Annotated in this window: 10 protein-coding genes; 7 read left to right on the top strand and 3 right to left on the bottom strand. The window is 41.7% G+C overall.

Annotation, left to right across the window (positions count from 1 at the left end):
* Window positions 1–135: 135 nt before the first annotated feature.
* Window positions 136–1,296: an iron-containing alcohol dehydrogenase gene (locus tag JFY49_RS09015; RefSeq protein WP_200222632.1), complete on the bottom strand. Its 1,161-nt coding sequence runs from the start codon at window positions 1,294–1,296 to the stop codon at window positions 136–138.
* Window positions 1,297–1,412: 116 nt separating this feature from the next.
* Here JFY49_RS09015 and JFY49_RS09010 point away from each other — a divergent pair, with 116 nt between their 5' ends.
* From JFY49_RS09010 to JFY49_RS08995, 4 genes are read left to right on the top strand one after another with little or no spacing between them, the layout of a single operon-like run.
* Window positions 1,413–1,937, top strand: a complete 525-nt coding sequence (locus JFY49_RS09010) for a low molecular weight protein-tyrosine-phosphatase (protein ID WP_200222631.1) — start codon at window positions 1,413–1,415, stop codon at window positions 1,935–1,937.
* 12 nt (window positions 1,938–1,949) lie between these two features.
* Window positions 1,950–2,984: a UDP-N-acetylmuramate dehydrogenase gene (gene murB / locus JFY49_RS09005; protein WP_200222630.1), complete on the top strand. Its 1,035-nt coding sequence runs from the start codon at window positions 1,950–1,952 to the stop codon at window positions 2,982–2,984.
* Window positions 2,985–2,990: 6 nt separating this feature from the next.
* The gene (locus JFY49_RS09000; protein WP_200222629.1) at window positions 2,991–4,118 is read left to right on the top strand and encodes a YdcF family protein; all 1,128 of its coding nucleotides are present in this window, start codon (window positions 2,991–2,993) and stop codon (window positions 4,116–4,118) included.
* Complete coding sequence (locus JFY49_RS08995; RefSeq protein ID WP_180176119.1) at window positions 4,118–5,161, top strand: alpha/beta hydrolase; 1,044 nt, start codon at window positions 4,118–4,120, stop codon at window positions 5,159–5,161. The genes JFY49_RS09000 and JFY49_RS08995 overlap by 1 nt, the downstream gene beginning before the upstream one ends.
* A gap of 378 nt (window positions 5,162–5,539) precedes the next feature.
* On the opposite strand, the gene JFY49_RS08990 is transcribed toward JFY49_RS08995, so the two are convergent.
* The gene (locus JFY49_RS08990) at window positions 5,540–7,210 is read right to left on the bottom strand and encodes an FMN-binding glutamate synthase family protein (protein WP_200224845.1); all 1,671 of its coding nucleotides are present in this window, start codon (window positions 7,208–7,210) and stop codon (window positions 5,540–5,542) included.
* A gap of 533 nt (window positions 7,211–7,743) precedes the next feature.
* On the bottom strand, window positions 7,744–8,745 hold the full coding sequence (locus JFY49_RS08985) for a helix-turn-helix transcriptional regulator (protein WP_180042977.1): 1,002 nt from the start codon (window positions 8,743–8,745) through the stop codon (window positions 7,744–7,746).
* Window positions 8,746–8,979: 234 nt separating this feature from the next.
* Between JFY49_RS08985 and JFY49_RS08980 the strand changes: the two genes are divergently transcribed.
* Genes JFY49_RS08980 through JFY49_RS08970 form a run of 3 tightly spaced genes read left to right on the top strand, consistent with a single transcriptional unit; the run spans window position 8,980 to window position 11,942 of the window.
* Window positions 8,980–10,539 carry a circularly permuted type 2 ATP-grasp protein gene (locus JFY49_RS08980; RefSeq protein ID WP_200222628.1) on the top strand — a complete coding sequence of 520 codons (1,560 nt, stop codon included), beginning with the start codon at window positions 8,980–8,982 and terminating at the stop codon, window positions 10,537–10,539.
* A 24-nt stretch (window positions 10,540–10,563) separates the two neighbouring features.
* The gene (locus JFY49_RS08975) at window positions 10,564–11,166 is read left to right on the top strand and encodes an alpha-E domain-containing protein (protein ID WP_200222627.1); all 603 of its coding nucleotides are present in this window, start codon (window positions 10,564–10,566) and stop codon (window positions 11,164–11,166) included.
* Complete coding sequence (locus tag JFY49_RS08970; RefSeq protein ID WP_200222626.1) at window positions 11,163–11,942, top strand: transglutaminase family protein; 780 nt, start codon at window positions 11,163–11,165, stop codon at window positions 11,940–11,942. The genes JFY49_RS08975 and JFY49_RS08970 overlap by 4 nt, the downstream gene beginning before the upstream one ends.
* The last annotated feature ends 11 nt before the right edge of the window (window positions 11,943–11,953 follow it).

Below are 11,953 nucleotides of genomic sequence, written 5' to 3'. Positions count from 1 at the left end.
TTTTACTGTGAAGTCCATAAAAATACAAGTGAAAAAATAGATCATCTCAATAAAATGGGATGACCTGTAATAAATCATTATTTGGTTATTTTGATATCACTTAAATCTGTTTTTATCACAAATATAAATAGAAATTTATGCATAAATAGCTTGGTAAATTTCCCGTGCATCCTGTTGAATCAGGTCACGCGGGTTATTTTGTAACAGCCGGGTTTGCAGCATCGCATCACTTGCCAATTGATCCAGCATATTTTCAGGAACATTTAAATCTTTCAGCTTTAAAATCAGCCCACTTTGCTCTAAGTGATTTTGCATATGATCAATAAATAAATCACACAAACCATCTGTACTGCCAGTACTTTTCGGGTCCAACCAGCACATCAGTTCAGCATAGTATTGTTTGGCATTTGGTGCATTGAATTTTAATACTTCGGTCAAAACCAGAGCATTGCTATGGCCATGTGAAATATGAAAATGTCCGCCTAAGGGATAGGCAAGTGCATGGATTGCTGCCACAGGAGCATTGGCAAAGGCCTGTCCGGCGAGCATTGATCCAACTAGCATATTTTGACGTGCTTCTAAATTCTGCCCATCTGCTAAGACTAAACTTAGGTTTTTATTGAGTAATCTTAAAGCCTGTTTAGCTAACATGTCGGCATAGGGATTCTTTTTGATTTTTGAGGTATAGGCTTCAATCGCATGCACCATCGCATCAATACCGGTTGCCGCGGTAATATGTGCAGGTAAGTTTTGGGTAAAAGTCGCATCTAAAATGGCGACATCGGCAAATAAAACTGGAGCAACGATGCCGGTTTTGGTGGTTTCACCTGTAGTGACAATCGAGATGGGAGTGACTTCGGAACCTGTACCTGCCGTTGTAGGAACTAAAAACAGCGGCAATCTCGGTTGTTTGGCATTATTTACGCCATATAAATCCTGCAAATTTTGTTGTTGCTGCGGATGAGCCAGAACCGCAATCACTTTGGCAACATCCAGTGAACTGCCACCACCAAAACCCAAGATGATGTCTGCTTTTTCATTTTTGGCGAAGTTTACGGCGTCCAATACAATATGTTCAGGAGGATCGGCCTGAACGTTTGAATAAATTGCATAGGGCAGTCGAATGGTTTCTAAAATTTCAATAATCGGCATATGCAGTTGCTGCTGAATGATACCTGAATCGGTGACCAGCAGCAGTTTTTTATACGTCTGTTGTTGTAATAATGGCTTTAACTCATAGATCGAGCCCAGTCCTGAAATAATATTCGAGACGGTTTGAAATTGAAAATGGCTCATCTATTGCTTCCTTTTTGATATCAAATTCAAGATTATTGTTTTAGTGTTCTATAGGATTCATCCTGTAAATAACTTAACATAAGACACCTGAAAATAAAGCAGTAATTGAGGTTGTTATGTCATCCAAAACGCCCTATAAGGTGTTATGTGTATGTTTAGGAAATATTTGTCGCTCTCCTACGGCAGAAGTTGTTCTTAGACATTTTTGTGATAAACAGCAACTGAATATTATGATCAACTCTGCAGGAACCAGTAATTACCATCCCGGAAAAGCACCAGATGAGCGTAGCCAGAAACATGCCTTAAAACGGGGCTATGATTTATCATCGTTACGGGCGCGCCAGTTAAAAGCGCAAGATTTTCTTGAATTTGATCTTATTCTGGCGATGGATCATGAAAATTTATTCAATATTCAAATGCTTTTAAAACAGGCTCAAATCGCCTATGCGGCCCACCAGATTCGGGCAAAAATTGCATTGATGAGTGAATACGATCAAACTTATCCCAAACAGGCGTTGCCAGATCCTTATTATGGCGGAGCAAATGGGTTTGAGCGTGTACTCGATCAGTGTGAATCGAGCAGCTTGGCTTGGGTCAGCATTTTTAAACAGCAGTTCAAACAACAGATCGATGTGAAATAAAGGTTTAAGCACATGAATATTCAAACTCAAATTCAACTTAAGCCTTTTAATACCTTAAGTCTTGATGCAACCACATCGCATTACTGCAAAGTTCAGTCCACAGCTGAATTGGTGGATGCTTTAAATTATGCTAAGCAACAGCAGTTAAATGTTTTGATTCTGTCTGGTGGCAGCAACATGCTCTTGCCGGAAAAAATCCATGCGCTGGTGATTCATATGGACATTCAGGGCATTGAATATGTGATTGAAGATGATTACAGCAAAACCATTCGCGTGGGTGCAGGTCAGGTCTGGCATGATTTCGTACTCTGGACTACAGAAAATCATTTATATGGCCTGCAGAATCTGGCACTTATTCCAGGTTTGGTCGGTGCATCTCCGGTACAGAATATTGGTGCCTATGGAGTAGAAGCGGGTGAGTTCATCGAGTCGGTTCAAGTTTATGACCGTCAGCTGGAACAATTCAGCACCATTCTGGCTCAAGATTGTGATTTTTCCTATCGGCACAGTATTTTTAAAGATGACCCGAACCGTTTTGTGATTACTCATGTGACTTTTAAGTTGCTTAAGCAAGTCCATTTAATGTTGAATTATGGTGATCTCAAGCAGGCAGTAGGTGAAGAACAGACGGCTGAAAACCTGCAAAAACAAGTCATTCAGATTCGTCAAAGTAAATTGCCAAATCCAAAAGAATATCCGAATGTGGGAAGTTTTTTCAAAAATCCGATTATTTCAGAACAGCTTTTTGACCATTTGGCACAGACATTTCCGAATTTGCCCCATTATCCTCAAGCAAAAGGTGGGGTTAAAATTGCAGCAGGCTGGCTGATTGATCAATCAGGCTGGAAGGGTAAAAAACTGGGTGTGGTGGGTATGTTCCATAAGCAGGCTTTGGTGCTAGTCAATTATGATCAGGCCAATCTGGCGGATGTTCAGACCACGTACCATGCTGTACAACACGATGTGCAGCAAAAATTTGATATTTTGTTAGAACCGGAACCGGTCTTGTTTGATGAAACAGGCTTAATTCGTTCACATCTGGAATAAAAAATGATGGCGAAATCGCATTGGATGGTACGACTGGTACAAATAGCTTCAGTGCTATTTGTACTGTTCGGCTGTTTCATGGTTTTGCTTTATTCACCCTTTTATTCTGGTTGGGTGGTGAGTGCATTAAACAGTTTTGTGCCTGTAGAGGTGAATCAGGTCGCGGCAAAAAGCCAGCAAATGGCAGCTTTAAGTGAACATGAAAATCTGGAGCCGGGTTCTAAAGTCTGGATTGCCCGTCAAGCCTATCTAAAATTGATGGAAGAGGCGATACAAAGCCATAATTCACAGGATCTGGTATTGATTCAAGCGCGTTATAAAGCCTTGCAACAAATCATTGAAGATGCCCAGATCAAAGAAGAACAACAACAGGACAAACCGCAAGTTCCGCTGCTGGCAAAGCCGGTTGAAGCTGCATCTGAAGCAGAAGATCCCACCCAAACGGTCAAAGATTTGCTGGATTTAAACAGCAGCGAAAATAAAGCCTTAATGGAAAAATATCTGGATTTTCTGCGCACGCATGAAATAGAACCGGAAAAGGTGGCTGGAGAAGCGGTTGACGAAACAATCTATCAGGATATTGCCCTGATTCAGGAGCAAAATGAACAATCACAGTCACAAAGCTCTAAACCTTATGCAATTGTGGTCCTGGGTGGTGGGTTGACACTGGATAAAAATAGCAAGGATATTGTGGTAAACAAATATACCCGTCTGCGTTTAGAAAAAACCTTAGAAATAGAACGACAGTACCATTTACCGATTGTGCTGAGTGGTGTTGAAGCACCGTATATGCAGCGCTGGTTAAAAGCATATAATGTCGATGCGAAACTGCTGGAAGACCGCAGCATGAATACCTGTGAAAATTCGCGTTTTAGCTCATTGCTATTGCAAAAAAAAGGTGGAGCTCCACGGGTGATTCTGATTACCGACCGTTATCATATGCCGCGTACCCGTCGTTTATTTGCCTTGAATGGTATTGAAACTGTACCTGTGGAAGCACCTATGCCCACTCAATTGACCCACTGGCGTCCAAGTGAACAGAATTATGACCATAGCCGCCGTGCCAATTATGAAATGTTAGCCACTATTCGTGATATCTGGTTTGGTTCCAGTGATTGCCGAGAGGTACCTTAATGCCTGATATTCCATTTTTAAATCCTGCTATTTTAAAACAGCTGGATTTACCCGTTCCAAGTCGTGAAACCACACCTCAATTACTTGAAGCATTGAATCTGAACCAGCCTTATCAACCTTCACTCGAAATTCAGGCCTATCGCAAGTTATATGGTTTGCATTTGCTGGACTGTGAGCACTGGCAAGGCTATGTGCAAATGCCTTTGTTTAAATTGCATGTACAGGTATTTCAACCGAATCTGGGAAAAATTGCCTTACCGAAAATACGTGGCACGGTATTTTTACTGCACGGCTACCTGGAACATAGTGGGATTTACCAGCCGATTATTCGTGAATTGCTGGAACAGGGTTTTAGTGTCATTACCTATGATTTGCCCGGTCATGGCCTGAGTGACGGTTCGCCGGCAAATATCAAAAATTTTGATCATTACCAGCAGGTATTACATGCTGTTTATCACTACATTAAAAATGCCGAGCAATTACCGAAACCCTGGTTAGGAATCGGTCAGAGTACCGGTGGTGCCATCTGGATGCATCATTTGCTGGAATTTGCCCAGCGTCGTGAAAATCCCTATGTAGACCGTGTATTATTGCTTTCACCGCTGCTTCGACCAGCCAAGTCGGCGTGGTGGCATAATTCTGTTGGTCTGGGTATTATCCGACGGATTAAGCGTCAGGTACCACGGCATTTTAGGCGTAATAATCATAATCCTGAGTTTTTACGTTTTGTCCGTTTAAAAGATCCGTTACAGCCCCGTATGATGGGAATGGACTGGATTCTGGCCATGTCAAAATGGATGCAGGAAATGGAAGAGCGTCCTGCTTGCCGCATTCCCGTCTGGTTGGCACAGGGGGCACAGGACCAGACGGTCGACTGGCGCTATAATATTGAGTTTATTCGTCGCAAGTTCCGTTTACAGACCTTATTGATGCTGGAAGAAGGGTCACACCAGTTGATCAATGAACGTGCTGATATTCGTGCGGCCTTAACCGGTTTGATTCCTGCTTTTTTACATGCCCAAAGCTCATCTGGTTATTATTGATTTGCTTTACATGACTACCTGAAAGAGGCTCATGTGGCACCTGCTGTCCCACAGTTAAATTCCAGGTGTTTGATTCGTGAGTGTGGCAAGGATGCCACACGTTCCCCATCACGACAGGATGTCGTGTATGGGGAATAAAGACTTTTGCCTACTTTTGGTCTGTCAAAAGTAGGGTTCAGCCTACACAAAGTGACTTGAACTTTTAAAGAAAAGACAAGGCTGAGAAAAAATTAAATATAAATATCAAATATTTAAATATAGAATGTCATCATATTGATTTGGTGCTGAAAATAAAATTCAAATTATGGGACAGCACTGGCCCATGTAGCCTCTTTGTTGATTCTTTGAAATGCAATTCACTTTGAATTTGTGTCCCGATTAAAATCTTTCTGCATGGGCTAAATTCCAGATGCGATAATAGAAGTTTTCATGATCTCCTGCTTTGCAGTTGAGTAATTCACCTTCTTTTAACCAGAAGTGCAACTGGGCATAATTCTTGATTTCCCGGTCATTAATGCGCTGGGCTAAATGATGTGGCTTGATATCCGCTGGATGTTTTAAGCCTGCGACTGCAATCATTTCGGATAAGGCACGCAGGGTATTTTTTTGAAAATTCAAAACACGAACTGCCTTGCTGGGAACATGCAGGGCTTTTTGCCGTTCCTGGTCTTGGGTGGTAACACCAACCGGGCATTGGTTGGTATGACAACTTTGTGCCTGAATACAGCCTACGGCAAACATAAAGCCACGTGCTGAATTGACCCAGTCTGCCCCAATTGCCATGGTACTAGCAATGTCAAATGCACTGATAATTTTGCCGCTTGCTCCTATCTTGATTCGATTTCTTAAACCTGCACCGACCAAGGTGTTATGGACAAACAGTAAACCTTCACGTAAAGGCGTACCCACGTGGTCAATCAGTTCAATCGGGGCGGCACCACTACCACCTTCAGAGCCATCTACCACAATAAAGTCCGGCACAATTTGAGTTTCAAGCATGGCTTTGACAATACTCATGAATTGCCAGGGCTGGCCAATACAGAGTTTAAAGCCCACCGGTTTACCGCCAGACAGTTCACGCAGTTGCTGTATAAAATGCATCATTTCAATCGGAGTGCTAAATGTAGAATGTTGTGCTGGGGATACGCAATCATGTTCCCGGCTCACTCCGCGTATCTGGGCAATTTCTTCTGAAATTTTGCTTTTGGGTAAAATTCCTCCATGACCCGGTTTTGCCCCTTGAGACAGCTTGATTTCTATCATCTTGATTTGCGGTAATCGTGCTTGCTTGGTAAATTTTTCCGGATCGAACTGACCCTCCAGAGTACGGCAGCCAAAGTAGGCACTACCCAGTTCCCACACGATATCCCCACCATTTTCCAGATGATAAGGGCTGATACTGCCTTCACCCGTATCATGGTAAAAATTGCCCATTTTCGCCCCCAGATTCAACGCCCGAATCGCATTGGCGCTCAGGCTGCCAAAACTCAGGGCGGAGATATTCATAATGGAGGCGCTATAGGGCTGTCGACATTGATGATTGCCGATTTGAATACGGAAGCTTTCAGGATCGGCAGGTTTGCATGGTGTAATGGAATGGGTAATAAAACGGTAATCTTGCTGATAGACATCAATCAGGGAGCCAAACGGTTTATCGGCATTTTTATTCTTGGCACGTTGATAAACCAGACTGCGTTGCATCCGTGAAAAAGGCAGGGCATCCTGATCGTCTTCAATAAAATATTGCCGGATTTCAGGACGAAACTCTTCAAAAATAAAGCGAAAATGTCCAATGATGGGATAATTTTTCAGGATTGAATGCTGATTTTGCAAGATATCATATACACCAACAAGGGTCAGGATTCCTGAAATCAGCCATAAAGAATTCAGAAAGGGATCGGAAAGAAAATAATGAATAGATTGAAGTTCATAGATAATTCTAAACCAGCTAATTGTTAAGGTAATAAAAATACAGCTAAACCAGACCGAGTATCGTGAGAAAAAAGTATTTAAAAGTCTATGTCTGACGGCTTGGGCTGGAACTGGCATTTTCATGTTTCCATCAAATGGTTCATAATATGAATTTGCCTATTTTATGTACACTGTACAAGTTCTGATTTGTAAAACCACTAAAAGGAGCTAAGAGTAAATCTCAGCTGTTAAGGTTGAGTATAGGCATTCTTGAATTGAATGAAAGTTGGACTGAACACTACATAAGAGTATATAAACACATGGAAATAGAAATTCAGAATAAATGCTTAATCAATAATCAGATTAACACTGCTGATCTTATGCTTTCACAAAGCGGAGAGTTTGAATTACATTGGTTTTATCTAAGCCACAGAGGTAATTTATATGACGATGAAATCCATTCGCTATAATAGTGGAGAACTGGCGTGCTAGTAGAGCACAATATGTTTTTCTCCATGTGTAAAATCCGTCACCATCAAGCTTTGTGTCGGGGTGAGAAAATAAAGCTTGATGTTCTAGAAGCCTACCAGACAATACTAAAAATAGATCCAAGCAGAAATATTCTATAGTCCCAAAGATTGGGACTTTTTTTATTGTTTATTTCAGTGCTTTTATTCATCCCCGATTTGACGAACTGCATTGGAAACTTCAATCGGCTCGATGTGCTGAATCTTGTTGCCAAAACTCCTTAACCACCATGCCAGTTGTGAAGTGAAAGGCACGGTTGCAGTGACTTGGGCCAAACCATTCTCTAATTTTTCAATCACCTGGTCCGTGCTGAGCTGGCTTTCATCAAAGTAATGTGCATCTTCTTCTGTCATAGTTAGTTTTAATGTCACATTTTGGGTCGGTTTATTGTAGTCGACCCTAAAGCCTAAGGCACCGGATTCAATATAGGCATCAATATCAAAGTTAACCGGATGCATCGCGCGCGAATTTAGCACCACAGCCGATTTAAAACGATGCAGGGCAAAGGTCTGAATATCGGTTTTATCATGGCGGGTACAAATCAAATAAATAATCGCACCTTTTTGTACCAACGCTAAGGGATTTAAAATATAGGTTTTTTCTTCGCCAGAATGGCTGCGTCCCTGGTAAACACATTCCAGCTGTTTATCTTGCAGCAAGCCTTCATAAATGGACTGTTGTGCCAGTTTGTCGACGACAGGGGGAATCAGCGGTTGAGTCGCCGGGACAATACGCACACGGTTAATCCATTGGCGTACATTGTTTTGGGTCGACAAGCTGCGACGTGCCAGATCAAACCATGGATTCATCTCTTCAATCAGGCTAGGCGGCAATAGGTGTTTTAAATGTTCTTCGACCATCATAAAGGTGACTGCTTGCGAGCTGGTCATATGTGGCAAACTTTGAATAGGCGCATCTGAACGCCAGCGCCAGCCTTGAGGCACGGTTTTACTGCTTTCAATCGGAAAACGTAGCGAGATTTGATTTAAATCACGTTGAATGGTACGCAGGCTGATATCAATGCCTTCACGCTGTAAAATTTCCTGTAATTCACGGGTGCCCATCCATTTCCCGGTAGAAAGACGAGATAAAATTTGCCACTGACGATACAGGCTATTTGATGTTTCTTTTTCTTGTGAAGACATAACTAAAATTAAAGAACCAGTAGAGTGTTTATATATCCATTAAATTATGAACACAATAAAAAAACTGAATTATTTTCGCAAGCATGGGTGTCTGTAACTCTGTATATTTTGCTCCAGATTTATGCAAAAAATGCCGTTGAATGCATAAAATCATCATAGCTCAATAACTTAAAGAATGATTGGCATGTTTGTTGCTAGAGTCTAATCACAATAGAAAACAATGACGAGGTTTGTATGCTTAAAGAGAATCAAGATACAAATTTAATTTCTTTATTAGAAAATTTTGCTCACAGTGATATCGAGACTAATAGTAGCGTGACTACGGTAAATCAAGTAAAGCCACAAAATAAGGTAAATGCATTATTTCAACAGTTCAAATCACATTTCTTTAATGAGCTGGTTGATGATCGAGCCATGTCTGGGGAAACCTGCCAAAAGATAGAACATTGGTTATCACAGCATACCTTGGAAGAGTTAAAGTCGCTTAACCAGACCGCCAAGGAGCATTTTTTATATGACGGTATTACTTTCACCGTCTATGGCGAATCTGAAGGAATTGAACGAACCATTCCCTATGATCTGATTCCGCGTGTCATTGAAAAAAAACAATGGAACAAGGTGTCACTTGGCTGTGCACAAAGAGTGCGCGCGCTGAATTTATTTTTACATGATATTTATCATCAACAGGACATTTTGAAAGCCAATATTGTGCCTGAGTTGCAGGTGTTGGCTCATGAAGCTTATCAGCCACATATGTATGCACATGACCTGAAAGGAAAAATTTACAGTCAAATCAGTGGGATCGATATTATCCGTGACCGTCATGGTGAATTTTATGTACTGGAAGATAATTTAAGAACGCCATCCGGTGTGTCTTATATGCTGGAAAGCCGGAAAATTAGCCAAAAAATAATGCCACAGCTGTTCCAGCAAAATAACATTTTGGGTATTGAACAATATCCTCAGTTACTCAAAGAGATCCTTGTTGAAAATGCCTATGTAGATAAGCCTTTTATTGTGGTCTTGACTCCGGGTCGTTATAACAGCGCATATTATGAACATTCCTTCCTGGCAAGGGAAATGGATGTGCCTTTAGTGACATCACGTGACCTTTTTGTAGAGAACGATAAGGTTTATGTCAAAACGATTCGTGGCAGACAGCGGGTTGATGTAATTTATCGGCGAGTCGATGATGCATATCTCGATCCTTTATGCTTTTTGCCGGATAGCACCTTGGGTGTGCCTGGCTTAATGTCAGCTTATTTAAATCACAATGTGGTGATTGCCAATGCGCCGGGTACCGGAGTGGCTGATGATAAATCGATCTATCCGTACGTGGATAAAATGATCCATTTTTATCTTGGTGAGCAGGCCATCTTAAAAAATGTACCGACTTATCTGTGTCGGGAAAGTGAAGATCTGGAATACGTCTTAGCCAATCTGGAACAACTGGTGGTGAAAGAAGCGCAGGGTTCAGGGGGGTATGGCATGTTGATTGGCCCACATGCCTCAAACAGCCAGATTGAATCTTTTAGAGACAAAATTAGTGCAGCACCGCATTTGTATATTGCACAGCCGACACTGGATTTATCGGTTTGCCCGACTTTAACCGATTTTGGCGTGGCAGAGCGTCATATCGATTTGCGCCCATTCGTCCTTAGCTCACCATATCGAACCGAGATTGTACCGGGTGGCTTGACACGGGTAGCCATGCAGGCAGGGTCGCTAGTGGTGAATTCTTCACAAGGTGGTGGCATTAAAGACACCTGGGTTGTCGATAATCTGCATTCATAGACCTTTAACCATGGGAAGGAAATCATGATTTTATTAAATAGTAATGCTCAGCACATTTTTTGGTTAGGCCGTTATTTAACCCGGATTCAATATACCTGTAGCCAGTTTCCGTTTGTGGAAGATCAGGAGGCGTTGCAATATGCCCATGCTTTTTGCTTGCCGGCTTTTGATGCGAGTTCACTCAATGCATTATTGCTGGATGATGAACAGCCATCATCTTTTCATCAACAATTTCAATATGCCAAAGACAACATACAGGACTTGCGTGGCATACTTTCAGCCAAGACTTATGCAGAGCTGAATCAGCTAATTAAAAATGCTCATGCAAATGCGAGCTATATATGTGACGTGGCAGCGGATTGCCATGATGTGATAGAGGCTGAATCGGCAGATGTGTTTCTGTTTTTTAGTTTGGGACAAAATATTGAGCAGTTGGACAGACAAATTCGTCTAAAACAGGACCAAAACACAACTTTAGATAATATTAATAAAATTGTTGATCTGCTGACTCAGATTGGCTGGGATAAGCTGGATGCTGCCTGGCAGCAGCTTAAATTAAACCCGGATAGTATGAATTTTTATCACTTTAGTGATCATATTCAACAGCTATTTGAGGTGGATGTATGAAGTTGATGATTAATCACCAAACGCATTATCAATATAGTGATCAGGTCTGCAACAGTATTCAGTATATTAAAATGACACCGACCAGCAATGGCCATCAGCAGATACATTGCTGGGATGTCAGCGTGCCCGGACAAAAAGAAATAAAAAACGATGCCTTTAATAATATCTGGATTACCAGTTCGCAGCGCCAGCCTTACAGCCAGATGACCATCATGGCACAGGGCATTGTCGAGATTAATCCTGCGACGCAATTTGGAATTGATACACACATCAATCCGCAATTATTTTTGCAGCCTACCACAAGTACGCTGTGCAATGCCGACATGAAAAGTTTTGCAGATTGCTATGTTCCTCGCATTAATCGGGCTAACCTGATGGTGCTGTCTGAAGCTATCTTGAATTATATTCCCTATACACCTGAGCAAACTTCGGTCCATACCTCTGCAATCGAGGCTTTTCAATGCCGACAGGGGGTATGTCAGGATCACAGCCATGTCTTTATTGCCATGTGTAAATATTTAGGCTTGCCGGCACGTTATGTATCAGGTTATTTATTTGTACCCTATACCTCTCATCTTGCCAGTCATGCTTGGGCAGAGGTTTTTTTTGAAAATACGTGGTATTGTTTTGATACCAGCAACCAGTTATTTACGCCTAATGCACATATATATGTCGCCATAGGCCGGGATTACTGGGATGTTGCGCCAGTGCGAGGTATACGAGAGCGTGGAGGTATTGAATCCATGAGCTCTATTGTTCAAGTGCTCGCTTGCTGAAAATTTTAAAG

The organism is Acinetobacter sp. CS-2 (genome assembly GCF_016599715.1).
Lineage (GTDB): Bacteria > Pseudomonadota > Gammaproteobacteria > Pseudomonadales > Moraxellaceae > Acinetobacter.
The sequence above is the reverse complement of the archived record's forward strand: the minus strand, read 5'-3'. Positions and strand labels throughout refer to the sequence as shown.